The 25,728-nt window shown below is 68.1% G+C and carries 25 protein-coding genes; 15 read left to right on the top strand and 10 right to left on the bottom strand.

Translation table 11 applies throughout. The features are described from left to right. Positions 1-67: 67 nt before the first annotated feature. The 4 genes from ACWPXE_RS05940 to ACWPXE_RS05955 all read left to right on the top strand — a co-directional run bounded on the left by ACWPXE_RS05940 (position 68) and on the right by ACWPXE_RS05955 (position 4,195). Positions 68-922: a hypothetical protein gene (locus ACWPXE_RS05940; protein ID WP_454017068.1), complete on the top strand. Its 855-nt coding sequence runs from the start codon at positions 68-70 to the stop codon at positions 920-922. After that, on the top strand, positions 805-2,052 hold the full coding sequence (locus tag ACWPXE_RS05945) for a hypothetical protein (protein ID WP_454017069.1): 1,248 nt from the start codon (positions 805-807) through the stop codon (positions 2,050-2,052). The genes ACWPXE_RS05940 and ACWPXE_RS05945 overlap by 118 nt, the downstream gene beginning before the upstream one ends. Before the next feature lie 14 nt (positions 2,053-2,066). Beyond that, positions 2,067-2,429 carry a hypothetical protein gene (locus tag ACWPXE_RS05950; RefSeq protein WP_454017070.1) on the top strand — a complete coding sequence of 121 codons (363 nt, stop codon included), beginning with the start codon at positions 2,067-2,069 and terminating at the stop codon, positions 2,427-2,429. 224 nt (positions 2,430-2,653) lie between these two features. Then, complete coding sequence (locus ACWPXE_RS05955; RefSeq protein WP_454017071.1) at positions 2,654-4,195, top strand: diguanylate cyclase domain-containing protein; 1,542 nt, start codon at positions 2,654-2,656, stop codon at positions 4,193-4,195. Between the two features lie 41 nt (positions 4,196-4,236). Here the strand turns inward: ACWPXE_RS05955 and ACWPXE_RS05960 are convergent, their stop codons facing one another. Then, a complete protein-coding gene (locus tag ACWPXE_RS05960; RefSeq protein ID WP_014198320.1) occupies positions 4,237-4,674 on the bottom strand; it encodes a flagellar export protein FliJ in 438 nt (145 codons plus the stop codon). Next, positions 4,671-6,017: a flagellar protein export ATPase FliI gene (fliI, locus tag ACWPXE_RS05965; RefSeq protein ID WP_454017905.1), complete on the bottom strand. Its 1,347-nt coding sequence runs from the start codon at positions 6,015-6,017 to the stop codon at positions 4,671-4,673. The genes ACWPXE_RS05960 and fliI overlap by 4 nt, the downstream gene beginning before the upstream one ends. A gap of 277 nt (positions 6,018-6,294) precedes the next feature. Here fliI and ctrA point away from each other — a divergent pair, with 277 nt between their 5' ends. Continuing rightward, the gene (gene ctrA / locus ACWPXE_RS05970; protein ID WP_014198317.1) at positions 6,295-7,026 is read left to right on the top strand and encodes a response regulator transcription factor CtrA; all 732 of its coding nucleotides are present in this window, start codon (positions 6,295-6,297) and stop codon (positions 7,024-7,026) included. A 70-nt stretch (positions 7,027-7,096) separates the two neighbouring features. On the opposite strand, the gene ACWPXE_RS05975 is transcribed toward ctrA, so the two are convergent. Then, positions 7,097-7,336, bottom strand: coding sequence for a DUF1127 domain-containing protein (locus ACWPXE_RS05975; protein ID WP_454017072.1), 240 nt, complete (start codon positions 7,334-7,336; stop codon positions 7,097-7,099). Between the two features lie 134 nt (positions 7,337-7,470). Here ACWPXE_RS05975 and ACWPXE_RS05980 point away from each other — a divergent pair, with 134 nt between their 5' ends. Beyond that, complete coding sequence (locus tag ACWPXE_RS05980) at positions 7,471-8,376, top strand: transcriptional regulator GcvA (protein WP_454017073.1); 906 nt, start codon at positions 7,471-7,473, stop codon at positions 8,374-8,376. 14 nt (positions 8,377-8,390) lie between these two features. Here the strand turns inward: ACWPXE_RS05980 and ACWPXE_RS05985 are convergent, their stop codons facing one another. The 6 genes from ACWPXE_RS05985 to ACWPXE_RS06010 form a co-directional block, all read right to left on the bottom strand. Next, on the bottom strand, positions 8,391-9,236 hold the full coding sequence (locus tag ACWPXE_RS05985) for a CheR family methyltransferase (RefSeq protein WP_237905212.1): 846 nt from the start codon (positions 9,234-9,236) through the stop codon (positions 8,391-8,393). Then, positions 9,233-10,333 (bottom strand): protein-glutamate methylesterase/protein-glutamine glutaminase, encoded by a 1,101-nt coding sequence (locus ACWPXE_RS05990; RefSeq protein ID WP_454017906.1) that lies wholly within the window; start codon positions 10,331-10,333, stop codon positions 9,233-9,235. Before ACWPXE_RS05990 ends, ACWPXE_RS05985 begins: the two co-directional genes overlap by 4 nt. Before the next feature lie 138 nt (positions 10,334-10,471). After that, positions 10,472-10,837, bottom strand: a complete 366-nt coding sequence (locus ACWPXE_RS05995; RefSeq protein WP_035678531.1) for a response regulator — start codon at positions 10,835-10,837, stop codon at positions 10,472-10,474. A 48-nt stretch (positions 10,838-10,885) separates the two neighbouring features. Next, on the bottom strand, positions 10,886-11,386 hold the full coding sequence (locus ACWPXE_RS06000) for a chemotaxis protein CheW (RefSeq protein ID WP_014198311.1): 501 nt from the start codon (positions 11,384-11,386) through the stop codon (positions 10,886-10,888). After that, the gene (locus tag ACWPXE_RS06005) at positions 11,383-14,151 is read right to left on the bottom strand and encodes a hybrid sensor histidine kinase/response regulator (RefSeq protein WP_454017074.1); all 2,769 of its coding nucleotides are present in this window, start codon (positions 14,149-14,151) and stop codon (positions 11,383-11,385) included. Before ACWPXE_RS06005 ends, ACWPXE_RS06000 begins: the two co-directional genes overlap by 4 nt. Before the next feature lie 331 nt (positions 14,152-14,482). After that, on the bottom strand, positions 14,483-15,127 hold the full coding sequence (locus ACWPXE_RS06010) for a histidine phosphotransferase family protein (RefSeq protein WP_014198308.1): 645 nt from the start codon (positions 15,125-15,127) through the stop codon (positions 14,483-14,485). 231 nt (positions 15,128-15,358) lie between these two features. Between ACWPXE_RS06010 and ACWPXE_RS06015 the strand changes: the two genes are divergently transcribed. The 4 genes from ACWPXE_RS06015 to ACWPXE_RS06030 all read left to right on the top strand — a co-directional run bounded on the left by ACWPXE_RS06015 (position 15,359) and on the right by ACWPXE_RS06030 (position 19,676). Next, positions 15,359-15,541 (top strand): DUF3553 domain-containing protein, encoded by a 183-nt coding sequence (locus ACWPXE_RS06015; protein WP_014198307.1) that lies wholly within the window; start codon positions 15,359-15,361, stop codon positions 15,539-15,541. Next, entirely contained in the window at positions 15,538-15,924 is a 387-nt protein-coding gene (locus tag ACWPXE_RS06020; protein WP_454017075.1) for a c-type cytochrome, read from the top strand. The genes ACWPXE_RS06015 and ACWPXE_RS06020 overlap by 4 nt, the downstream gene beginning before the upstream one ends. Positions 15,925-16,029: 105 nt before the next feature. Then, positions 16,030-18,450 (top strand): penicillin acylase family protein, encoded by a 2,421-nt coding sequence (locus tag ACWPXE_RS06025; protein ID WP_454017076.1) that lies wholly within the window; start codon positions 16,030-16,032, stop codon positions 18,448-18,450. After that, complete coding sequence (locus ACWPXE_RS06030) at positions 18,447-19,676, top strand: threonine ammonia-lyase (RefSeq protein WP_454017077.1); 1,230 nt, start codon at positions 18,447-18,449, stop codon at positions 19,674-19,676. Before ACWPXE_RS06025 ends, ACWPXE_RS06030 begins: the two co-directional genes overlap by 4 nt. A gap of 12 nt (positions 19,677-19,688) precedes the next feature. Here the strand turns inward: ACWPXE_RS06030 and ACWPXE_RS06035 are convergent, their stop codons facing one another. Continuing rightward, a complete protein-coding gene (locus ACWPXE_RS06035) occupies positions 19,689-20,168 on the bottom strand; it encodes a flavin reductase family protein (protein WP_454017078.1) in 480 nt (159 codons plus the stop codon). A 245-nt stretch (positions 20,169-20,413) separates the two neighbouring features. Here ACWPXE_RS06035 and ACWPXE_RS06040 point away from each other — a divergent pair, with 245 nt between their 5' ends. The 5 genes from ACWPXE_RS06040 to ACWPXE_RS06060 all read left to right on the top strand — a co-directional run bounded on the left by ACWPXE_RS06040 (position 20,414) and on the right by ACWPXE_RS06060 (position 25,716). Continuing rightward, a complete protein-coding gene (locus ACWPXE_RS06040) occupies positions 20,414-21,475 on the top strand; it encodes a flagellar motor protein MotB (RefSeq protein WP_237905217.1) in 1,062 nt (353 codons plus the stop codon). 231 nt (positions 21,476-21,706) lie between these two features. Further along, positions 21,707-23,158, top strand: a complete 1,452-nt coding sequence (locus ACWPXE_RS06045) for a circularly permuted type 2 ATP-grasp protein (RefSeq protein ID WP_454017079.1) — start codon at positions 21,707-21,709, stop codon at positions 23,156-23,158. Further along, on the top strand, positions 23,155-24,132 hold the full coding sequence (locus ACWPXE_RS06050; protein WP_454017080.1) for an alpha-E domain-containing protein: 978 nt from the start codon (positions 23,155-23,157) through the stop codon (positions 24,130-24,132). Before ACWPXE_RS06045 ends, ACWPXE_RS06050 begins: the two co-directional genes overlap by 4 nt. 79 nt (positions 24,133-24,211) lie before the next feature. Beyond that, positions 24,212-24,952 (top strand): arginyltransferase, encoded by a 741-nt coding sequence (locus tag ACWPXE_RS06055; protein ID WP_454017081.1) that lies wholly within the window; start codon positions 24,212-24,214, stop codon positions 24,950-24,952. A 224-nt stretch (positions 24,953-25,176) separates the two neighbouring features. Beyond that, complete coding sequence (locus ACWPXE_RS06060) at positions 25,177-25,716, top strand: TRAP transporter small permease subunit (protein ID WP_237905221.1); 540 nt, start codon at positions 25,177-25,179, stop codon at positions 25,714-25,716. Positions 25,717-25,728: the final 12 nt, after the last annotated feature.

The following is a 25,728-nucleotide window of genomic DNA, read 5'->3' on the forward strand; positions in this document are numbered from 1 at the left end:
GGGCGCCCTTCCTCCCCAGGCCGTCGGCGCGCCCGCCGCCCCGGCGGCCACCCCCGCGCCCGCCCCGGTGGCGGTCGCCGAGGGCACGGTCAAGGCCCTGCCGGAGCGGTTGCAGGACATCGCCCGCCCGGTGGTGCTGACCGGCACCGTCGTCGGCACCACGCCGGAGGGCCTCGCCCGCGTGCGCACCCAGGCCGGCGAGGTGCTTGTGCAAACCCCGACGCCGCTGCCCGCCGACAAGCCGGTGACGCTCCAGATCACCCCGGCGCAGGTGCTTCTGGAACAGGCCCAGGCCGCGTCGACCGACCCCGCCGCGGCCTCCCCCACACAGAGCCTCGCGGCGAAGGTTCTGGTGCTGACCCAGGGCACCCCCTCGACCACCACACCAAGTGTGCCGACCTCCGGCGGGCCGGCGCCGGCCGTTCCCGGCCAGACCGGAGCGACGTCCCCTCAGGGTTCGGCCCCTCAGGGTTCAGCGACACCGGTGGTGATCCTGCCCAGCCCGGCGTCCGCCACGCCGACGGTGGGACCGGCGGGCCAGCTGCTTCCCCTGCTGCTGCCGGGCACCATCGTTCCAGCACTGGTCATCGCCGCGGCGCCGAAGCCGCCGGCTCCACCCGGTGCGGCCCCGGCCCTGCCCAGCCAGCCCACCGCCACACCGGCAGCGCCGCCACCGCTTCCCCTCACGGACGGCGGCAGCGGCCAAGCCCCGGCACCGACGCAAGCCGGCCAGCCCAACGCAGCCCCGCCCCTCCGCAGGCGCCGCCCACGCCTTCGGGCGCATCGCCGCTCCCCGGCAAGCCGATGCTCGACAGCACGGTGGAACTCGGCGGCGATGCGGCGCATCCCGGCGGGGATATGCCGGAGCCCGCCTCCCCCACGAAACCGACCCCCACGAAGCCAGCCGGCGAACCGGTCCTGACCCAGGGCGGCACCGTCGCCCTGAAGATCCTCACCGTCACGCCCCCGCCGGACCAGCCGCCGGCCGCCCCGCCGGACGATGGGTGTCCGCCATCGGACGGCCAGAGCGCCGGCAACCCGCCCCGCAAGGACGGCGCCCCGTCCCTACCCGCTTCCCAATCCACGGCGGCCCCGCAATCAGCCCCTGCCCCGCCCCGCGGCACTGCAACTCCGACCGCAGCGCCCACGATGCCCGGTGCGGACCCCGGCGCCTCGCTGGAAACGCCCGACGGTCCGGTGCTGAAGGGCACGGTGGCCGGCAGCACGCCGCAGGGCCAGCCGATCCTCGCCACGCCGCAGGGCATGCTGGCGCTGAACGTCCAGGCGAGCCTGCCGCAGGGCAGCGCCGTCACCGCCGTCCTGACCGACCCGGCCAAGGCGCTCCAGACCGCACCGCCCCCGCTCGCCACGGAACCGGGGCCGCTGAGCGAACGGGACTGGCCCGCCATGCGCCAGCTCCTGAGCGCCCTGGCCGGGGTGGACCGCTCCGCCGCGCAGGCGCTGATCGGCACGGTCCTGCCGCAGCCGAACCGCAAGCTGGGCGCGGCGATGAGCTTCTTCCTGTCGGCGATCCGCGGCGGCGACGCCCGCGGCTGGCTGGGGGAGGACGCCGCCTCGGCCCTGGAGAAATCCGGCCAGGGAAGCCTGCTGTCCCAGCTGGAGCGCGAGTTCCGCAGCCTCCAGCAGCAGGCGGGCGATCCCCTGCCCGGCGACTGGCGCCCCTACACCCTGCCGATGATGGACGCCAACGGGCTGCTGCCGATCAAGCTGCACATCCATCCCATAAATCCGGAAGAGGACGGCAAGACGGGCCGCAAGGGCGGTGACAAAGGGAGCCGCTTTCTGCTCGATCTGGATCTCAGCCGTCTCGGTCCGATGCAGCTCGACGGGCTGGTGCAGCCCAACCGGTTCGACCTGATCCTGCGCAGCCACACCCCGCTGACCCCGGAGATCCGCCTGGACCTGATCCAGATTTTCGCGGACAGCATCCGCGCCGTGGGCTACATCGGCGGCCTGTCCTTCCAGTCCGGCGCCAAATGCTGGGTCAAGCTGACCCGCGTCGGGGCCGGGGGCAGCAGCTACACCGCCTGACGAACCTGGACGCCATGCACCGCCGCGAATGTCTGACCACCGCCGCCAACCCGGACGCCCGCCACGATTATCTGGTGGAGCTGCACGGGGAACCGGCGCCCGGCACCCGCCTGACCCTGCGCTACGTCCCCGACCGCGCGGTCGTGACGCCGGACGGCGTCGCCGCCTATCTCGGCGCCCTGTCCGACACCACAGCGGTCGTCGGGCCGGAAGCGCTGGCCGTCGCCGTGCTGGACGACCTGAACAACGAGCTGATCCCCCGCTGGGTGGAGGTCACGGTGGAGCGGACCCTGCCCATCCCCCAGCGTGTGGTCATCGAGGACCGCCAGCCCGGTTGGGACAACCCGCATCTTTTCGCCCGGATGCGGCGCGTCTGATCCTCCGATCCCCGCCTCGCCCTTCGTCCAGCATGGCTGCACCGCGCCACGTCACAGCTTTCGCCGCTTGATTTCCTCAACCCGCATGAGAATAAAGCGGGTCGGCTGGTGCGTGGATGAGTCCGTTGAAACGTACAGGAATATTAAGGCGCGTCCAAACCCTCTGGGCGCGCGTTGGGCTTCGCGCGCGCCTCGAGGCCTTCCTCCTGCTCGCCCTTCTTCCGATGGTGGGCCTGGTCGTCGTCCTTCTGCTTCAAGAGCGCAACCAGGACATTGAGCGGGCGCGCGATGCCACCCGCCTGCTGGCCGACCGCGGGGCGCAGCAGCAGGCGCAGATCGTTCAGCAGACCCGCAGCGTCCTCCAGCTCCTCACCCTGGTCCCCGACATCCGGGAGGCGAGCCCTGAGCGTTGCGCGACGATGCTGAAACAGGCGACCGACCTTTATCCTTGGAGCACCGGCTTCGGGGTGTTCAACCCCGATGGCAATCTGTTGTGCAGCAGCAACAGGAGCCGGCCCATGAACGTGGGCGACCGTGACTATTTCCGCGAGGCGCTGGCGACGCGCGGCTTCACGGTCAGCAACTTCCTGATCGGCCAGAACAGCAAGCAACCCCGCGTGGTCGCGGCCCTGCCGATTCTCGGTGGCGATGGTTCGGTCATCCGCGTCCTGCTGGCCGGGGTGGACTTGAACTGGCTTGCGGAACTGTCCGTCGAAATCGCTCATGAGTCCGGTGGAACCGTATCGTTGTTCGATTCCGAAGGGACGATCCTCGCGCGCGTGCCGGACCCGCAGGGGATTGTCGGGCGATCGATGACCGATCACCCGATGGTTCGAAAAATCATGGAGGAGGAGGCCGGGATCATCGAGGACGACGGTCTGGACGGCATTCCCCGGATCAGCGGTTTCTCGACCCTGGAGGAAACCGGTGCCAAGATCGTCGTCGCCGTCGCGCGCGACGACATCCTGGCTGCGGCCGACCGGAACCTGTTGCTGGGAACCGGCGTCATGGCCGGCGTGGTGCTCCTCATCGTCGTCGGGGTCTGGGTTCTGATGGAGGTGATGGTCCTGCGCCGCCTGCGGGATCTCAAGGCGTCGGCGGCGTTCCTGTCGTCGGACCTCTTCGATCCCCACGCCCCCTGCACGCCCGCGCCGGTCCACCCGTCCGAATTCAGCCAAGTCGCCCAGGCGATGCGGACGATGGGACGGACGCTGAGCGCCATCGCCTTCGAGGATCGCCTGACCGGGCTCGCCAACCGGCGCTTCTTCGAGGCTCATGTGGAGCGCCTTCGGGACCAGCCGGCGCAGGATCAGACCGCGATCGCCATCCTCTACATCGATCTCGACGGGTTCAAGCCGATCAACGACCAACACGGCCACCACACCGGCGATCTGGTGTTGAAGGAGATCGGCGACCGGCTGGCCCGTTGCGTGCGCCAGGGGGATTTCGCCGCGCGCCTCGGCGGTGACGAATTCGCCGTGCTGCTCTCCCTGGCGGACGGCCATCAGGCGCACTACGCCATGGACGTGGCCCGACGGATCATCGGCAGCGTCTCCGCTCCGATCACCGCCGACGGGTTCGATGTCCGGATCGGGTGCAGCATCGGTGTGGCGCTCTGGCCGGCGGATGCCGCGGACCTGTCCGTGGCGCTCCAGAACGCCGACCGGGCGCTGTACGCCGCCAAACGCGCCGGCCGCGCGCGCGTGGTGTCCTATTCGGATCTTCCCACTTCGGATCTTCCCACCGGCAACGCCATGGCGACCTGAAGCGGTGGACGGGAACAGGCTGACGGGAACAGGTCGGCCCGTCAGGATTCGACGCCGCTCTCCTCCTGCTGACGGCGTCGGAAGCCGACCAGAGCGGTCTCGTCCAGCATGTTGGCTTCCTTGCGCTTGAGCTTTTCCTTCTCGCGCTTCAGCCGCTCCTCCTCGGCCAGCTCGTAGCGCTTCAGCTCCTGGAAGGCTTCGGCCATCTCGTCGGTGGCGACGGCGATCTGGGCCTCCACCTGCCCCATGGACTGGGTCAGCCGCTTGCCGCGCTCCATCGCCGCCTGGATGTAGTTGCTGTAGGTGAAGGCGTATTCGACGTTGCCGCGGGCGGTGTCGCGCTCCGCCGCGATCTCCTCCTTCAGCCGCTCGATTTCGGCCTGGAGCCGGTCGGCGAGATTCTGCAACTCCGCCAGCGCCCGGCGCTTCTCGTCGAGCTTCCACTTCTGGAGGCGGATGATGGTCTTCAGACTGCTCATTCTTGCGGCGGCCACTGTTCAATGCCGAAGATGGCGGCAAGCTGGGCGTAGCTGTTGTCGAGGTCGGTCGCCTCGCGCTTGCCCTGCTTGAGGAACGCCTCCAAGGCCGGCTGGAAATGGATGGCCTCGTCCACCTGCGGGTCGGTGCCCTTGCGGTAGGCGCCCAGGCGGATCATCTCCGCCATGTTGTCGTAGGATGACATCAGCCGTCGCGCGTGGTTCACCAGCTCGTTCTCCATGGGGGAGTTGCAGCCGGGCATGGTGCGCGACACGCTGCGCAGGATGTTGATGGCCGGATAGCGCCCACGCTCGCCGATCTGGCGCTCCAGGACGATGTGACCGTCCAGGATGCCGCGCACGGCGTCGGCGATGGGCTCGTTGTGGTCGTCGCCTTCCACCAGCACGGTGAACAGCCCGGTGATGGAGCCAGACCCGCTGAGGCCCGGCCCGGCGCGTTCCAGCAGGCGCGGCAGCTCGGCGAAGACGGTCGGGGGGTAGCCCTTGGTCGTCGGCGGCTCGCCGGCCGACAGGCCGATCTCGCGCTGGGCCATGGCGAAGCGGGTCACGCTGTCCATCATGCACAGCACGTTGCAGCCGGCGTCGCGGAAGGCTTCCGCCACGGCCAGAGTCATGTAGGCGGCCTGACGGCGCATCAGCGGCGCCTCGTCGGACGTGGCGCAGACCACGACGCTGCGCGCCAGCCCCTCCTCCCCCAGATCCTCGGTGATGAATTCCTGAAGCTCGCGCCCGCGTTCGCCGATCAGCCCGATCACCGCGACCTCCGCGCCGGAGAAGCGGGCGAGCATCGACATCACCGACGACTTGCCGACGCCGGAGCCGGCGAAGATGCCCATGCGCTGGCCGCGGCAGCAGGTGAGGAAGGCGTTGATGGCGCGGATGCCCAGGTCCAGCTTCTCGCCCACCCGGGCGCGAGAATGGGCGGGCGGCGGGTTGTTGCGGATGGGAACGCCGTGCGTTCCCTTGGGCAATGGCCCCTTGCCGTCCACCGGCTCGCCCAGAGCGTTGATGACGCGGCCGAGCCACGCCTCCGTCGGGAAGACCATGGGCTGGCTGTCCGACACCAGCGCGCGGCAGCCCAGACCGACCCCGTCGATGGAGCCGAAGGGCATCAGCAGCGCGCGGCCTTGGCGGAAGCCCACAACCTCGCAGGGAACCTGCCGGCCATCACGGGATTCCACGATGCAGCGGCCGCCCACCGACAGCTCCTTCTCGATCCCCCCGACCTCGACCAGCAGGCCGAGCACGGCGGTGACCCGCCCGAACCGGCTGTAGCCGGAGACGGACTCGATCTCCTGAAGGATGCGGGCGACGTCGGCGGGCACGGTCTTGCGGATCAGCGGACGGAATTGGGACGGGTGAGCCGGGTGCGGACGGCGCAATTTGCGGTGGGCTCGAAGTCCGCCGCCATGCCGCCCGCGTCATGCTCGTCCAAAAACATTAACGTTAAATGAAGTGCTATGCCTCTGGCGTTAAGCTGAATCGTCTGTTAACTTGTGTAAACGGACGCGCCGATCTGTTAAGGGAATTGGTTAAGGAACTGCGGGACAGCAACGCCGCATCGGAAGCCAGAAACGCGCCATCTAACATCGGGATATCGCCATGAGGGTTCTGCTGGTCGAAGACGACTCCTCCACGGCCAAGAGCATCGAACTGATGCTTCAGTCGGAAGGCTACATCGTCGACTCTACCGACCTCGGTGAGGATGGGCTCGAAATCGGCAAGCTGTACGATTACGACATCATCATCCTCGATCTGATGCTGCCGGACATCGATGGCTACGAGGTGCTGCGCCGCCTGCGCGCCGCCCGTGTGACCACGCCGATCCTCATTCTTTCCGGCCTGTCGGAACTGGACCACAAGATCAAGGGTCTGGGCTTCGGCGCCGACGACTACCTGACCAAGCCCTTCGACAAGCGCGAGCTGATCGCCCGCATCCAGGCCATCGTCCGCCGCTCCAAGGGCCATTCCGACAGCATCATCCGCACCGGCCGCCTGACCGTGAACCTGGACACCCGCACGGTGGAGGTCGACAACCAGCCGCTCCACCTGACCGGCAAGGAATACGGCATCCTGGAGCTGCTGTCCCTGCGCAAGGGCACGACCCTGACCAAGGAGATGTTCCTGAACCATCTCTATGGCGGCATGGACGAGCCGGAGCTGAAGATCATTGACGTCTTCGTCTGCAAGCTGCGCAAGAAGCTGGCCGCGGCGACCCAGGGCGACAACTACATCGAGACGGTGTGGGGCCGCGGCTATGTGCTGCGCGACCCGCACGAGGACGCGTCCCCGATCCCGCGCGTCCCGCACCAACAGGCCCAGGCGGCCGGCTGACCGCCGACCGCCCATCACGGTTAACATTCATGCCGGCAAGCGGTGGGCTCAGGCCCGCCGCCATCCGCGATCATTCCTGCCAGAACGCCTTGTCGGCTTCCCGGCGGGCGTCCGTACGGCTCAGCCCGACGTCGCGCAGCAGATGGTCGTCCAGAGCTGCCAGGGAGCGGCGCTGCCGGTGGCGCTCGATCATTCCCAGCACCTCCCCGAGCGCCCACTTCACAACCCCCTGCGCGCCGTCAATTCCAGCCTGCCCGAGGGACACCATGCCCCGGTCTGCGGAAACGGCGCCCAGCGCTCTCCTGCTCATGATCCGACACTCCGCTTGATGAATTCCGTTCCCTAGGAATGCACCCGGAATCGGGTTGTCCGCAAAGGATGCTTTCTCTAACCTGCATGAGAGAATTTCATGCGGCCGGGCAACAATCCGGCGGATGCGGACCCATGCAGATCCCTCCCCTCAACGGCCTGCGCGCCTTCGAAGCGGCGGCCCGCCATCTCAGCTTCACCCGCGCGGCGGAGGAGCTGAACGTTACCCAGAGCGCGATCAGCCACCAGATCCGCACGCTGGAGGATCGGCTGGGCATCCGGCTGTTCCGCCGGCTGAATCAGGCGCTGGTTCTGACCGACGCCGGCCAGCTCCTGCTGCCCAGCGTGCGCGACGCCTTCGCGCGGCTGGCCACCGGCCTGGAGCGGGTGATGGAGCATGAGCGCTCCGGCGTGCTGACGATGAGCGTTTCGCCCTCCTTCGCCAGCCGCTGGCTGATGAGCCGCATCGGCCGCTTCCGCGCCCGCCACCCGGAAATCCACCTGCGCATCAGCGTCAGCCAGCACGAGATCGATTTCGAGCGCGAAGCCGACATCGACATCGGGCTTCGCCACGGCCTCGGGGTGTGGGAGGGCTTGCGGGCCGACCGCTTCCTCGACGACGCGGTGTTCCCGGTGTGCAGCCCGGCCCTGCTGCAAGGACCGATGCCGTTGGGGCAGCCGGCCGACCTGCGCCATCACGTTCTGGTCGAGGAAACCGGCCACAGCTATTGGGCAACGTGGCTGGCGATGGCCGGGCTCGGCGATTTGAAGCCAAGCTCCGAAATGGTCTTCGACGAGATCGGCATCGCCATCGAAGCCGCCGAGAACGGCCAGGGCATCGCGATGGCGCGCGGCACCCTGGTGTTGGAGGAGCTGGCGAGCGGGCGGCTGACCCGGCTGTTCGACCTCGCGCTGCCGGGAGACTTCGGTTACTACCTCGTCTGCCCGGAGGTGACCGCCGACCGACCTAAGATCGCCGCTTTCCGCCGCTGGATCATGGAGGAAGGCGCCGCCGACCGCCTCACCATCACGCAGCCCTGATCAGACGGCCCCGATCAGACGGCCGCCTTCAGCCCGCTCGGCACCTGGAAACCACCCAGGCTGTAGAGGCCGCGCTGGCCTTCCACAGGCTTGAAGCGGTCGGTGATGCCCAGCACGGTTTCCGCCCCCCCCAGATAGAGCACGCCGTCCTGCGGCATCTGGCGGGCGATGGCCTCCAGCACCTTGGTCTTGGTCGGCTGGTCGAAATAGATCAGCACATTGCGGCAGAACACGATGTCGAACTGCCCCAACCCGGACAGGTCGCCCAGAAGGTTGAACTCGCGGAAGGAGGCCATCTGGCGGAGCTGCTGGCTGATCTGCCACTTGTCGCCCTGCTGCTTGAAATGCTTCACCAGCATTTGAATCGGCAGGCCGCGCTGCACCTCGAACTGGGTGTAGATGCCTGATTTGGAGCGTTCCACCATCTCCGCGGAGATGTCGGTGCCGACGATCTCGATTCGCCAGCCGGCCAGCTTCGCCGCATCCTCGCTCAACAGCATGGCCAGCGAGTAGGCCTCCTGCCCGGACGAGCAGGCCGCCGACCAGATGCGGATCGACCGCTTCGCGGACCGCGCCGCCATCAGCTTGGGCAGGACGATCTGCTTGAACTGGTCGAAGGGCTTCTGATCGCGGAAGAAGGACGACTCGTTGGTCGTCATCGCCTCCGTGATGTCGCGCAGCAGCGCTTCGTCCTTGCGCGTCCGCACGGTGGAGGCCAGTTCCTCCAGCCCCTTCATGTTCCACTTGCGCGCCACCGGCATCAGCCGGGATTCGAGCAGGTAGGCCTTGTCCCGGGTCAGGACCAGACCGGAACGCTGCTTGAGCAGCGTGGAGAACATGTCGAAATCTTCGACTCTCATGCTGCCCTCGATGCGAACTTGCGGATGTAGGGACCGATTTCCTTGAGCGGCAGCACCGCCGAGCAGATGCCCGCCTGGGCGACGGCGCCCGGCATGCCCCACACGACGCTGGACGCCTCGTCCTGCGCGATCAGGGTGCCGCCGGCGTTCACCACATCGGTGCAGCCCTTCAGCCCATCCTGCCCCATGCCGGTCAGGATGCAGGCGAGAACCTTGCGCCCGCCGAAGGCGCGGAGAATGGACCGCATCATCGGGTCCACCGCCGGACGGCAGAAGTTCTCGGGTGGGTCCTTGGTCAGCGAAATCACGTTGGCACCCGCACGCTGGGTGACCAGCATGTGGAAGTCGCCCGGCGCGATGTAGCAGCGCCCCGACACGACCGGCTCGCCGTCCTTCGCCTCCTGGGCGTTCAGCCCGCACTGGCGGGTGATGTGTTCGGCCAGGATTGTGGTGAAGGTCGCCGGCATGTGCTGGGTGATCAGGATCGGCTGGGTGACGCCGGTCTTCAGATGGGCCAGCACCTCGAACAGCGCCTGCGGGCCGCCCGTGGAACTGCCGATGGCGATCACGTCCGGCTTGACCTGGCCGACGGAGCCGACGGCCGGGGCCGGGCGCAGCGTGACGGGCGGCGGCTCGCGCTTCAGGAAGGCGGCGGGCACCGGGGTCAGCGGGCGCAGCTCGCCGCGGGTGCGGGAGCCGGCACGGCGCGCGGCGGCGCCCAGCGCCTTGACCTTCGACACCAGCTCGCGCTTGAAGGCGTCCGCGCCGCCGATCTCGCGGGTGGAGGTCGGCTTGGGGATGTAGTCGGCGGCCCCCGCGGACAGGCAGCGCATGGAGATGTCGGCCCCGCGCAGCGTCAGCGTCGAGGCCATGATGATCTTCACCTGCGGCGCCACGGCCAGCAGCTTCGGGATGGCGGTCAACCCGTCCATCACCGGCATCTCGATGTCGAGGACGATGACGTCGAGCGAGTTGCGCTGCAGGGCGTTGACCGCCATCTGGCCGTCGCCGACCGACGCGACCACGCGGATTTCGGTGTCGCCTTCCAGAGCGCGGGTCAGAAGGCCACGAATGACGGCGGAATCGTCGACCACCATCACCCGGACGGGATCGCCGCCGGCCGCACCGGTCGGATGCCCCGGCGGCGCGGGGGGAGGAGGTCTGCCGAAACGATCGGACATAACGCAATCAGCCTTTCAGGGTCGGAACGATGCGCGGCGCGGTGGTCCCGCCCGTCACAGCAGCCCGACCTGCTCGAACTTGGTCTGGATGATGTCGCTGTCGAACGGCTTCATGATGTACTCGTTCGCCCCGGCGGACAGCGCCTCCTGGATGTGGGCGAGGTCGTTCTCCGTCGTGCAGAACACGACCTTGGGAATGTCCCCGCCGCTCATCTTGCGCAGGCGGCGCAGGAACTCGATGCCGGTCATCACCGGCATGTTCCAGTCCAGCAGGATGGCGTCCGGCATCTTCTGCGCGCAGGCTTCCATGGCCTGCCTGCCGTCCTCCGCCTCGGTGCAGGCGAAGTGCAGCTCTTCCAGGATCTTCCGCGCGACCTTGCGGACCACGCGGCTGTCGTCGACGACCAGACAAACTTTCATTGTGAACGGGCCTCAGGCTTCGCTTTGCACACCGACCGGGGTTTCGCCTCAGGCCGCTTCCATCGTGGTGAAGTTCAGCAGACGCGGCACGTCCAGGACCACCATGAGCTGACCGTTCAGGCGATAGATGCCCGTGGACACCTCGCGCCAGCGCGGGTCGAGGGTGGCCGGGTTGCGCTCGAAGTCGTCGTTGGAGAGGCTCAGCACCTCCCCCACCGAATCGACCATCAGGCTGTACAGTTCGCCGCGCAGGTCCACCACGATGGACATGCCCGGCTTATCCTTCGGACGCGAGGTCAGGCCGAGCCGCAGGCGCACGTCGATGGCGGTGACGATGCGCCCGCGCAGGTTCAGCGAGCCGGCGACCTCCGGCGGGGCCAGCGGGATGCGGGTGATCCGCTGGTGCCCCAGCACGTCCTGGACCTGCAGAACCGGGATGCCGAACAGCTGGTCGGCGATCGTCATGGTCACATAGTCCTGGCTGCCACCGGAGGTGATCTCGTCGCCCTTGGACTTCTTGGTGGTGGCGGGCAGCTTGGCGTTGCTCATGCGGCACCTTTCTGCTCGGACAGGGTCTGCTGCAGCGCGTACAGCAGAGCGTCACGGTCGAACTTGGCGACATAGTCGGTGAACCCGGCCTGACGGCCGCGGTCGAGGTCGCGCGGGGAGGCGTGGCTGGACAGGGCGACCATCGGCGTGCCGCTCCAGCGGGTGCCGCCCTGGCGGACGGCCTCGGCGAAGTCGAAGCCGCTCATCCCCGGCATCTCGATGTCGGAGACGATGACGTCGAAGTCCTCGCCCGCCTCGCACAGCGCCAGCGCCTCGTTGGCGTTCTCCACGGCGGTGACGTCGTAGCCGGCGACCGACAGCAGCGGGGTCAGCAGGTTGCGGAAGAAGGGGCTGTCGTCGACCAGCAGAACGCGCTGCAGCGCCCTCTCCTCCTCATACGCATCGGTCGAGGACGAGCCGAACCAATCCTTGTAGGCCTGGGTCAGGAAGAAGCCCGCGTCGAGCACGTCCGTCGCCTTGCCGGCGATGATCGCCGAGCCCATCAGGCCCGGACGGTCGGCGGTGAGCTGCACCACCAGACGCTCCTCCACGATGTCGACGATCTCGTCGACGATCAAGCCCATCGAGCGGTCGCCGTCGGCGAAGACCAGAACCGGCTGGCGGCCTTCCTGGCCGATCATGAAGCCCGGATCGATCGGCACCAGCGGCATCAGCTTGCCGCGGTACTGGACCACCGGCATGCCGTTGGACGATTCGACGCTGGCGAGGTCGACATCCTCCAGGCGGGCGACCAGCGACAGCGGCACCGCCTTCGGTGCGCCGGCCCCGGCACGGAACAGCAGGAGGGCCATCTTGTCCTCCTGGCGGGCCGCCTGGACGGAAGTCGCCTCCTTCGACGCGGTCTCGCCCATAGCCATCTCGCCGGTGGCCGACGCGATGCCGTTGGGGTCGAGGATCATGATGACCGAGCCGTCGCCGAGGATGGTGTTGCCCGAGAACATCTCGATGTGGCGCAGGATCGGCGCCACCGGCTTCACCACGATTTCCTCGGTGTCGAACACCCGGTCGACCATGATGCCGAAGGTGTAGGTGCCGACCTGCGTGACCACGATGAAGGTCTCGTCGGTCTTCTTCTCGCCACCCTCCTGGTCGTCCAGCCGCAGCAGCTCCTGCAGTGAGACCAGCGGCAACAGGCGGTTGCGCAGGCGCAGGACCGGCGTGCCCTTCAACCGCTCGATGGTGTGCTCGCTGTCGGCGGCGGCGCGAACCAGTTCGACCACGCTGATCTGCGGGATGGCGAAGCGCTCGCCGGCGCACTCCACGATCAGGGCGGAAACGATGGCCAGCGTCAGCGGGATCTTGATGACGAAGGTCGAGCCCTTGCCCTGCTGGGACTTGATCTCGATCGTGCCGCCGATCTTCTCGATGTTGGTCTTGACCACGTCCATGCCGACGCCGCGGCCCGACACGTTGGTGACCTTCGCCGCGGTCGAGAAGCCGGGCTTCATGATGAACTGGATGATCTGCTGGTCGGACATCGCCGCCAGCTCGCCTTCCGAGGCCATCCCGTTCTGGATCGCCTTCTGCTTGATGCGGTCGATCGCCAGGCCCTTACCGTCGTCCTGGATCTCGATGATGATGTGGCCGCCCTCGTGATAGGCGTTCAGCGTGATGCGGCCGGTCTCCGACTTGCCCGAACGCAGACGGTCGGCGGGCACCTCCAGGCCGTGGTCGGCGGAGTTGCGCACCATGTGCGTCAGCGGGTCCTTGATCAGCTCCAGCACTTGGCGGTCCAGCTCGGTGTCGGCGCCGAGCATCTGGAGGTCGATCTTCTTGCCCAGTTCGTGCGACAGGTCGCGCACCAGACGCGGCAGCTTGGCCCAGGCGTTGCCGATGGGCTGCATGCGCGTCTTCATGACGCCTTCCTGCAGCTCGGACGTCACGTGGTTGAGGCGCTGCAGCGGGGCGGCGAACTCGCTCTCCTTCTGCGACCGCAGGATCTGGAGGAGCTGGTTGCGGGTCAGCACCAGCTCCGACACCATGGTCATCAGGTTTTCGAGCAGGTCCACGTTGACGCGGATGGTCTGCGCGGCGACCGCCGATTCCTTGGTCGCGGCCTCGCCGCCCGCACCGGCGCCGGACGCGGCCTCCGCGGCGGGAGCGGGCATCTTGGCGGCGGCGGGGACCGGATCGGGGTCCGGCACCACCAGATCGTGCGAGGGGGCGGGCTCTTCCGCCGGCTCCGCGGCGACCGGGGCCAGCGCGGTGCTGGTCGGGCCGGGGGTGGCGTTCCAGATCGCCTCAAGCTCGTCCAGCGTGAGGTTGCCCGAGGAGGAGACCGGAGCCACCTCCGCCGCCGCGACCGCGGGGGCCGGCGGGGGCTCGGGGGCCGCGGCGGGCTTGGCCGGAGCAGCGCCGGCGCCGAGCTTGCCTTCGGCGCACAGGTTCAGCCGCTCGATCAGCGGCAGGTCGTCGCCCGGCGGCTCCGCCTCCGTCGCCTCCAGCACCGCCAGCAGGCTCTTGATGGTGTCCAGCGCCTGGAGGATCAGCGAGACCGCTTCCGGGTTGATGGTCAGTTCACCGTCGCGGAACTTGCCCAACACGTTTTCCGAGGCGTGCGCGACCTTTTCCAGGCGCGGCAGGCCGAGGAAGCCGCAGGTGCCCTTGATGGTGTGCACCAGACGGAAGATGTTCGACAGAAGTTCCGGATTGTTGGGATTCTGCTCCAGACGGACCAGTTCCACGTCGAGAACCGACAGGTTCTCGTTGGTTTCCGTCAGGAATTCGGAGAGCAGATCATCCATGTCACGATCCCCACGCCCGCAATTGTATCCGTTTCCGGCCGGGCCGTCCGGAGGGCGGCGTGCGCGACGCCGCCGGTACGGGCCTTTCCAGCTACGGTGGGAGCCTGTCAAACACTGATTAAGAGAACCTTACCTCCTTCGATACCACTCTCGGGCTCCGCCGTCGTGCCGAGCCCACCGGCCAAAAGTCACAGCCCGCGCGGCCGGCGCCGGCGCGGCGGCCTATGACCGCAGAGCACGCTCCACGCAGCCATGACGAAGTGCCGCGCACCGGACCGGCGGCGGTTTGAAACACGTCGATGCGCGGGTCACGCCCCCGGTGGGGGCCGCGTCACCACTCCACGGTGAAGACCAGCCGGTCCGGCCCGGCCGGGGTGGCGGCGACGCGGTATCCGTCGTCCTCCGCGAAGCGCCCGGTCATGTAGGCGTGGATGCTGCGCGGGGTCAGGTCCGCGGCGGCCACCGTGCCGGCCAGCGCCGCCGCGGACTCGTCCTTGAGGGCGCCGGGACGCCCGGCGGCGGTGATGGTGAAGCGCCCCGCCTGCTCGTCCCCCTCCGCCGCGACGGTGATGGTGCCGCCGTGGGTCAGCGCCTCGTCGGCCAGGATGATGACGTTGAGCAGCACCTTCGACGCGCCGCGCTTGAAGGCGAGCTGGTCGTTCGGCACCCCCGCCGGCCAGTCCAACGTGGTGCGCCCGCCTTCCAGCAACCCCTGCGCGGAGGAGCGGGTGTCGCCAAAGCCCTTCTGCTCGCGCCCGGCGAGGCCGTAGGCCAGCCGGAAGACGCGCAACCGCCGGTCGGCCTGCCCGGAGGAATGCTCGATCAGCTTCACAGCCTCGCCCATGAAGCCACCGGCGGGCTCGTCCTCCATCTCCTCGATCAGCTCCAACCCGTTGCGGATCGCTCCCACCGGGCTCACGAGGTCGTGGCAGATGCGGGAAGCGACAAGCTCGATCACGCGGATGTCAAGCGGCACGGGTGGTCTCCAGATCGTTGACGGCCGACCTCCGGCAAACCGGGTGGCGACCATGGCCGCAGCCCTGGGAACTTACCCTGGCCGGGCGGCATTCTGTTGCATGCCGGTGCCCCATGGGGATGGCCGGCGGCGACGTTCGTTTGTATCATTCCAGGAGCGCGGATGCCGCCGCTTTTCCACGGTCATCCCGCGAAAGCGATAACCAATTCCGGCGGATGCAGGAGGCGCGGCATGGACGATTCATTGGTTCCCGGCGCCTGGGTGCGCCACCCCGCCCGTCCCGACTGGGGCCTGGGGCAGGTGCAGTCGGCCATCGGCGACCGCGTCACCGTGAATTTCGAGAACGCCGGGAAGCTGCTCATCAACACATCCGTGGTCGCGCTGACCGTCACCGATCCAGACGACGCGCCATGAGCGGGAAACTGCCGCTGGCCGCCCTCCTCCTGCTGGCCGCCGGCAGCCCCGCGCTGGGTGACGACGCGCCCGATCCGGAGCGCGGCAAGACGCTGTTCCGCGCCTGCGCCTTCTGCCACACGCTCACTCCGGACGGCGGCAACCGCGCCGGCCCGACGCTGTGGCGGCTGTTCGGGCGCCCCGCCGGAGCGGTGGAGGGCTATCACTATTCCCCGGCGCTGAAGGGCAGCGGCATCGTCTGGGACGAGGTGGCGGTGGCCCGGCTGTTCGAGATCGGCCCCGATGTGATGACCCCCGGCAGCAAGATGCCGATGCAGACCATCACCAGCGCGGCTGACCGCCGGGATCTGGTCGCCTATCTGAGGGAAGCCACGGCGCCATAAGTCCGGGATCGCGGGCGGAAGCGATCGAGATCGGCGAGCATGGCCCCGGGCCGCCCCCATCCCCATCTCTGTCTGTTGAGCCCCCATTCAGAGCCCTGGCCCCAAATGATTCCCCGCGCCGTCCGCAAGCCCCTGGCCATGCTGTTCGCCGTTCTCGCCCTGGTGATCGCGGTGCCGGTGCTGGGGGCGGGCGGATTCCTGCTGTGGCTTCGCCAGCAGACTCCGGCCTACGAAGGCGCGGTCACCGTCCCGGGGATCGAGGGCCCGGTGGAGATCCTGCGCGACCGCAACGCCATCCCGCACATCTTCGCCGCCACCGAGCGGGATGCCTATTTCGCGCTCGGCTACGTCCACGCGCAGGACCGGCTGTGGCAGATGGAGACCATGCGGCGCGGTGCCGCCGGGCGGCTCGCCGAGCTGGTCGGCACGCGCTTCGGCGACTGGGCGCTGCGGCTCGACCGCTCCATGCGCACGCTGGGCGTCCACCGCCGGGCCGAGGAAGCCTATGAGGAGCTGTCGCCGGAGGCTCGCACGGCCTTCGACGCCTACGCCGCCGGGGTCAACGCCTGGATGGAGACGCGCCGCGAGGCGCTGCCCATCGAATTCCAACTCCTGCGCCACACGCCGGAGCCCTGGCGCCCCGCCGACAGCCTCGTCTGGGGCAAGCTGATGGCGCTCCAACTCTCCGGCGATTCGCGGGACGAGCTGTTCCGCGCCAGCGCCCTGAAAAGCCTGACGCCGGAGCAGATGCACGACCTGTTCCCGGACTCCGACCCCGCCGCCCCGGTGACCCTGGCGGCGACGCTCGACGGCATGGACCTGCGGGGCGCGCTGGCCGCCTTGCCCGATCTTGGCTTCGACACCGCGTCCAACGAGTGGGCGCTGACCGGGGCGCGCAGCCCGACCGGCAAGCCGATCATCGCCAACGACCCCCATCTCGGGCTGGAGGCGCCGATCCTATGGTATCTGGCGCGCATCGTGACTCCGGAGCACCGCATCGCCGGAGCGACCATCCCCGGCGTGCCGCTTCACATCCTGGGGCACAACGGGCGCGTCGCCTGGGGCTTCACCACCACCCACAGCGACACCCAGGACCTGTTCATCGAGAAGCTCGACCCGCAAGACCCCGGTCGCTACCTGACCCCGGACGGCAGCGCGGCCTTCGAGACGCGCCAGGAGACGATCCGCATCGCCGGCCAGCCGGACGAGACGCTGACGGTGCGCGAGACGCGGCACGGCCCGGTGCTGACCACGCCGGACGCCGCCGACGCCGCGCCGGAGGGTCATGTGCTGGCGCTGGCCTTCCCCGGCCTGACCGCCGCCGACACCACGGCGGAGGCGCTGTACCGCCTCAACCACGCCGCCGACGCCGCGGCGGTGCGCGAGGCGCTGTTCCTCCACGTGGCGCCGCAGCAGAACGTCGTCTACGCCGACACGGCGGGGACGCTGGGCTTCCTGTCGCCGGCGCTGGTTCCGGTGCGGCGCGGCGGCGACGGACGCGTTCCGGTGCCGGGCTGGACCGGCGAATACGACTGGATCGGCTACATCCCCTTCGACGCTCTGCCCCAGGCGGTCGATCCGCCGTCGGGCCAGTTCGTCAACGCCAACAACGCGGTGGTCGGCCCCGGCTACCCCTACGCCCTGGCGACCGAATGGCCGGACCCCGCCCGCGCCGAGCGGATCGTGCAGATGCTCGGCGACGGCCCGCACACGGTGGAGGAGGTCGCCGCCCAGCAGATGGACGAGCTGTCCCTGCCGGCGCGCGACCTGCTGCTCCTGATGCTGGAGCCGCTGCGCAGCGTGCCCGATCTCAACGGACAGGCCCGCGCCGCGCTGGACCGTCTGGCCGGCTGGGACGGACGGATGGATCGCGACCGGGCCGAGCCGCTGATCTTCTCCTGGTGGGAGCGGGAACTGGTGCGCAGCGTCTTCGCCGACGAGCTGGGGCCGCTGTTCCAGAGCTACTGGGACCTGCGCCCCCGCGCCCTGCACCGCGTGCTGACCCAGGCGCCGCAGTGGTGTGACGACCGGACGACGCCGGCCCGCGAGGACTGCACCGCCATGCTGGCCGGAGCCTTGAAGACGGCGCTGGCGGAGATCGAGCGGCGCCACGGAGCGGACATGACCAACTGGCGCTGGGGGGCGGAGCACAAGGCCGCCCTGAACCACCGGCTGCTGGGCCAAGTGCCGCTGCTCGGCCAACTGTTCGACCTGTCCATCCCGACCGGCGGCGGCGCCTTCACCGTCAACCGCGGCACCACCCGCGTGCGCGACCCACAGGTCCCCTTCTCCCACGTTCATGGTCCGGGGCTGCGCGCGGTCTACGATCTGGCGGACCTCGGCAACTCCCGCTTCTCCATCGCCACCGGCCAGTCGGGCAACCCGCTGTCGCCCCATTGGGGGGATCTGGTGCAGGGATGGCGCGACGGGGCGGGCCTGCGGCTGGCCGGCGACCGCGGCACGCTCGCCCGCGACGGCGCCACGCTGCTGACGCTTTCCCCCACCCGTCCAGAGAGTTCCCAATGACCGAGCCAGCACCGACTCTAACCCTGGACGACGTCCGCGCCGCCGCCGCGCGGATCGCGGGCCACCTCCCCGTCACCCCCACCGAGGCCTCGCCCCGCCTGTCCGAGATCACCGGCTGCTCGGTGGTCCTGAAGCTGGAGAACCAGCACCTCACCGGCTCCTTCAAGGAACGCGGGGCGCTCAACAAGCTGCTGTCGCTGGGCGAGGCGGACCGGCGGGCGGGGGTGATCGCCATGTCGGCGGGCAACCACGCCCAGGCGGTGGCCTGCCACGCCACGCGGCTGGGCATCCGCTCGGTCATCGTGATGCCCTCCTTCACCCCTTTCACCAAGGTGGAGCGCACGGAAAGCCTCGGCGCGCGGGTCGAACTGCACGGCGAGACGCTGAGCGACGCGGCGGCCTACGCCCAGGAGCTGGCGACGCGCGAGGGGCTGACCTTCGTGCACCCCTACGACGACCCGCTGATCGCCGCCGGCCAGGGCACCGCCGCCCTGGAGCTGCTCGACGCCGCGCCGGACCTGGAGATGCTGGTGGTGCCGGTGGGCGGCGGCGGGCTGATCGGCGGCATGGCGGTGGCGGCCAAGGCGTTGAAGCCGGACATCGCGGTGATCGGGGTGGAGTGCGCCATGTTCCCGTCCATGCGACAGGCGTTGGCCGGGCAGCCCATCACCTGCGGCGGCGCCACCATCGCCGACGGCATCGCCGTCAAGGCCCCCGGCGCCGTCACCTTGCCGCTGGTCCGCCGGCATGTGGACGTGGTGGTGGAGGTGGGCGAGCAACGGCTGGAAGAGGCCGTCTACCGCCTCGCCACCGTGCAGAAGCTGGTCGCCGAGGGCGCCGGAGCGGCGGGGCTGGCCGCTGTGCTGGACGACCCGGAGCGCTTCCGCGGCAAGCGGGTGGGCGTCGTCGTCTCCGGCGGCAACATCGACGCGCGCATCCTGGCGCAGGTGCTGACGCGCGGGCTGGTCTACGAGGGGCGCATGGTGCGGCTGCGCATCGGCATCACCGACGCCCCCGGCGCGCTCGCCCGGGTCGCCCGCCTGCTCGGCGAGGCCGGCGCCAACATCGTGGAGGTGCACCACCAGCGCCTGTTCCACGACGTGCCGGTGCGCATGGCCGAGATCGACGTGGTGCTGGAAACCCGCGGGCGCAGCCACGTCCAGCGCCTTGTCGCCCACATGGAGGAGGCGGGCTTTCCGACGGAGCTGATGACGGATATTTCCTGACCTGGACCCGGCTCAGGGAAGCTGCGCATAGGCGCCGCGGAAATAGAGCAGCGGCTTCCCGTCCTCGCTGCCGGACAGGCGGCGGACGCGGCCCACGATGATCACGTGGTCGCCGCCGTCATAGACATGCTCCCGGCCGCACTCCAGGCTGGCGAGACAGCCGGTGAGGATCGGCACGCCGCTGTCCCAGCGCTCGACACCCACCCCGTCCCAGCGTTCCTGCAGGTCGCGGCGCGAGAAGCGGTTGGACAGCTCCGCCTGCCCTTCGGCCAGGATGTTCACCGCGAAGGACGGCGCGGTGGTGAAGGCCTCGAACGACATGGCCGCGCGGCCCAGACAGAACTGCACCAGCGGCGGGTCGAGCGACACCGACGAGAAGGAGTTGACGGTCACGCCGATCGGCTCGCCGTCCGGGGCGACAGTGGTGACCACGGCGATGCCGGTGGCGAAGCATCCGAGGGCATTGCGGAATGCCCGAGAGTCGATGGTCATGGCGGCCTGTGTGGGCTCGTCGGTTATTGGGGCGAGGGTGCGACGGCGAAACAGCGGGATTATCCCAGCCGGACCCTCGGTGCAAGCCGCATCTGCCCCGGACCGCACGGAAGCGGCCGCCTGCCGCGTTGGCCGGAAGCCGCCATCCATCGCATTAAATGGATCTTAAGGATGATGGCCCACCCTTCGGGCGTCCGCACTGGCCGCGAATTCCCGACCTCAAGGCCCCATTCAGCCAAGGCTTCATGTCAGCGAACCCGTCCGGCGGCGAACGGCCGATCATCATCAAGAAGAAGAAGGGTGGCCACGGCGGCCATCATGGCGGCGCGTGGAAAGTCGCCTATGCCGACTTCGTGACGGCGATGATGGCCTTCTTCCTGCTGCTGTGGCTGCTCAACGTCACCACGTCGGACCAGCGCAAGGGCATCGCGGACTATTTCTCGCCGACGTCGGTCAGCCGTGAAAGCTCCGGGTCCGGCGGCATGCTGGGCGGGCGCACCATCACCGCGCCGGGCGCCCAGATCTCTCCCTCGTCCCCGATGTCCGCCGACGTTCCGGTCTCCGGCCCGCCCGGCCATTCGACTCAGGAGGACGACGAGGCGAACGACCCGACCGACGCCGCCCCGCCACCGCCCGCATCGACCGCCGAGCAGAAATCCAACGAGTCGCGGCTCGACTACCAGAAGCGACTGGAGGAGCAGGCCAAGCAACTCGGCATTCCTGGCCAGAAGCCGGGGGAACGGCTGTCCGACTTCGCGGAACGGGTGAAGGAAGGCGGCGAGAAGCTGCAGGACGCCCAGAAGGAAGCCCGCCAGTTCCAGCAGGCCGCCACCGAGATCCGTCAGGCCATCCAATCCGTGCCGGAGCTGGAGCCGCTGGCCCAGAACCTGATGATCGACCAGACGCCCGAGGGCCTGCGAATCCAGATCGTCGACCAGGACCGCGTCTCGATGTTCCCCGGCGGGTCGGGCCAGATGTACCCGCAGACCCGCCAGCTCGTCATGCAGGTGGCCAAGGCGCTCGCCAAGCTGCCCAACAAGCTGTCGATCAGCGGCCACACCGACGGCATCCCCTTCACCTCCGGGGCCGGGCGCGACAATTGGGACCTCTCAACCGAACGCGCCAACGCCACCCGCCGCGCCCTGATCGCCGGCGGCATCCCGGAGGAGCGCGTCCAAGACGTGATCGGCCGCGCCGACCGCGATCTGCTGGTGCCCGAGCAGCCGGGCAGTCCGCGCAACCGCCGCATCAGCATGGTGTTGCTGCGCGAAAGCAAGACCGCAGCCGCACCCGCCGCCACGAATTGATACCAAAGCTGATGCGGCGCTGGTACCAAGGCGTTAGTTCCTTGCCTTTGAACGTACCTCTTCTTGTTTTGTCGATGCGCCGCACAACGCGGGGAATGTTTGCCCTGTTCAAAAGGCGAAGCGATGGTTCATACTTCGCGGCAGACACCATTGCCATACGGCATCGGTCAATCAAGGGCGTTAGCTGCGGGGGAGTCTGTGAGCGTACCCGAAGGCAAGGCGAATGACCTTTTGACGAACTATGATCCCGGTCTTTACTACGACGAATTGTTCGGAGGCCGTGATTATCCAGCCGAGCACTCGGCGCTGATCCGGCAGAGACTTGCCGGTCTGAACTTCGGGGATCTGTTGCGGCGGTCGCAGGACGCCGAACGTGAACTGTACAATCTGGGCATCACCTTCCTCGTTTATTCGAACAAGGATGCGGTGGACCGGATTCTTCCCTTCGACATCATTCCCCGGGTCATCTCGGCCAAGGAATGGGCGCATCTGGAGGCGGGAATCACCCAGCGCGTCACGGCGCTGAACCTGTTCCTCCACGACATCTACCACGACCAGAAGATCCTGAAGGACGGGGTGATCCCCGCCGACCTCGTGCTGGGCAACGGCTGCTTCCGGCCGCAGATGGTCGGGCTGGACGTGCCGTTCGACACCTACATCCACATCATGGGCACGGATCTGGTCCGCGACCGCGAGGGGACCTTCCGCGTGCTGGAGGACAACGGGCGCGTGCCGTCCGGCGTATCCTACGTGGTCGAGAACCGCCACATGATGCAGCGCGTGTTCCCCGACCTGATGCAGGACATCGGCATCCGTCCGGTGGACAATTACGGACACAAGCTGCTCGACGCGATGATGGAGATCGCGCCGCAGGACGTGGCCGACCCGCAGGTCGTGCTGCTGTCGCCCGGCTCCTACAACTCCGCCTATTTCGAGCACATCTTCCTGGCGCGCGAGATGGGCGTGCCGCTGGTCGAGGGCCGCGATCTGGTGGTGGAGAACGACCGCGTCTACATGAAGACCACCAACGGTCTGGCGCGAGTCGATTCGATCTACCGCCGCATCGACGACGCCTTCCTCGACCCCAAGGCCTTCAACCCGGACAGCATGCTGGGCGTGCCGGGCATCATGGAGGCCTACCGCAAGGGCAACGTGGCGCTGGCCAACGCCATCGGCACCGGCGTGGCGGACGACAAGGCGATCTACTGCTACGTCCCGCGGATGATCAAATACTACCTGGACCAGGAGGCGATCATCCCCAACGTGGACACGCGCATCTGCCGCGAGGCCGACGCGCTGCAGTACACGCTGGACAACCTGGACAAGCTGGTGGTGAAGCCGGTCGGCGAGGCCGGCGGCTACGGCATCACCATCGGCCCGCGCGCCAGCAAGGAGGAGTTGGCGGATTGCCGGGCCAAGCTGCTGGCCGATCCGTCCAACTACATCAGCCAGCCGGTGGTCGACCTGTCGGTCTGCCCCACCGTGACCGACGACGGCATCGATCCCCGCCACGTCGACCTGCGCCCCTTCGCCATCACGGGAAAGAACACCTGGGTCCTGCCCGGCGGTCTGACCCGCGTGGCGTTGAAGAAGGGCACGCTGATCGTCAACTCGTCGCAAGGCGGCGGGTCCAAGGACACCTGGGTCCTCCAGGATGGGTCACAGGAAGGGAGCGCGTCGTGAATCTGCTGGCCCGTTACGCCGAATGCATTTTCTGGATGGCGCGCTACATGGAGCGCGCCGAGAATCTCGCCCGGATCCTGGACGTGCATGAGACCTTCGCGCGCGACACGCGGGGGATGACCAACTGGTTCTCCATCGTCCAGCTCAACGCCGACGAGAAGGACTTCTTCAGCCGCCACGACCGCCCCACGGCGGAAGCGGTGGTCCATTACTACATGTTCGACACCCAGAACACGAACTCGCTGGTGTCCATGCTGCGCATGGCGCGGGAGAATGCCCGCGTCCTGCGCCCGTGGATCTCCACCGAAATGTGGACGCAGATCAACGTGTTCCACAACAAGCTGGTGGAGATGAACGGCAAGGACGTCGCTCTGTCCAACCTGTCCAAGGTCTGTACCTGGATCAAGGAGGAGTGCCAAACCCACACCGGCATCACCGAGGGCACCTTCTACCGCGACCAGGGCTGGTACTTCTACCAGCTCGGCAAGTACATCGAGCGGGCGGACCAGACCACCCGCCTGCTCGACATCAAGTACCACACGCTGCTGCCCTCCCCCGTGGTGGTCGGCTCCACGCTGGACATGAGCCAGTGGACGACGGTGCTGCGCTCCGCCGCCGGGTACCACGCCTTCCGGCGAGTCTACCCGCGCGGCATGTCGCCCACCACGGTCGCCGGCTTCATGATGTTCAACGAGGGCTTCCCGCGATCCGTTGTGATGTGTGTGCGACAGATCGACGGCCTCTTGACCCGTTTGAAGTCCCGTTACACCCTGCGCAACGGCAGTGACGCGATGGAGAAGGTGGACGAGTTGCTCGGCGCGCTTTTGGCCCGCCCGATCGAGGAGGTGATCCAGTTCGGCCTGCACGAGTATCTGGACGGCGTGCAGGCCCAGCTCTGCGGGATCACCACCGAGATCGGACGCGCCTTCTTCGGCCAGGACACCGTCGTCATGACCCAGAGCCAATCCCAATAACCTCTGTTCAGCATCCTCTTCCAGCCGCCGAACCCCAACAGCCGGCCCCCGGGCCGGTGATTCAGAAGTCAGCCAGCCGATGTCGGTCATCCAGCCGCAACTCCGCCCGCTCCAGCAGTTCTTCCGGTCCGGGCCGATGCCCTGCCCCTATCTGCCGGGACGGGTGGAGCGCAAGCTGTTCACCCGGCTGTTGGGCCCCTATTCGGCGGAGGTCAACTCCACCCTGTCGCGCGCCGGCTTCCGGCGCAGCCACGACATCGTCTATCGGCCGGTCTGTCCGAACTGCCAGGCCTGCGTTCCGGTCCGCATCCCGGTCGGGTCCTTCGTCCCCACCCGGTCGCAGAAGCGCGTCCGCCGGGCCAACGGCGACCTGACCCTGGCGGAGGCGCCCGCCGCGGCCACGACGGAGCAGTACCGGCTGTTCTCGCTTTACCAGAACTCCCGCCACGGCGAGTCCGACATGGCGCGCATGGCGATGGCCGACTTTGCCGCCATGATCGACGAGGGGCGGGCGGACACCAGCCTGTTCGAAGCCCGCGACACGGAGGGGCGGCTGGTCGGCTGCATGCTGACCGACCGGCTGACCGACGGCTATTCCGCGGTCTACAGCTTCTACGACCCCCGCCAGGACCGCCGCAGCCTAGGCAGCTTCATGATCCTCAGCCTGCTGGAACGCGCCCAAACGGACGGACTGCCCTACGTCTATCTCGGCTATTGGATCGCCCAGAGCCGCAAGATGGCCTACAAGGCCAAGTTCCGCCCGCTGGAGGCGCTGGGCCGTGACGGCTGGTTCCGCCTGCCGAACGATCCGGAAGACTGACCGACCGACCGCCGGATTGCCTGTGATCGGTGACTATTGGGGCAATCACGTATAAAGGCTTTCAAGCTCTTGCGCTGCCGGGGTCTCCTGCGGAATATTGCCGCAGCAAACACCCCATGGTGTTACCATAAAAGATTGAACCGGCGCCCAGCGCCACCGTTCACAGGGCAACAAAAGGAACGGACGGGGATACACCCGTTCCAAACCAACAGGGAGGCTCTCCGTTGAGGTTCCTGCTCCGAATCAGCGGGCTGATCGATGCTGTCAACGACGGCATCGGCAAGCTCGTCTATTGGCTGGTGCTGGTCGCCGTGATTGTCAGCGCCGGCAACGCGATCATACGCTACAGCCTCCATTACAGCTCCAACGCTTGGCTTGAGCTGCAATGGTACTTGTTCTCCGCGATTTTCCTGTTGTGCTCGGGCTACACCTTCCTGCGCAACGAACACATCCGCATCGACATCGTGCTCGGCCGTTTCTCAAGGCGTGTCCAGTGCATGGTGGACATCTTCGGGATCCTCTTCTTCCTGTTCCCGATGGCCATCCTGATCATGTGGCTCTCCTGGCCGATGTTCTGGGACAGCTTCATCACCAAGGAAATGTCGAGCGACGCCGGCGGCTTGATCCGTTGGCCGGCCAAGATCCTGGTTCCCGCCGGTTTCTTCCTGCTGACCATGCAGGCGGTGTCCGAGCTGATCAAGCGCGTCGCCTTCCTGGCCGGTCTTATTGACCAGCCCGGCGAGAAGATGCACAGCCACTCCTAAGAGACCGGGGAC

The sequence above is a fragment of the Azospirillum sp. Marseille-Q6669 genome, from assembly GCF_965111635.1.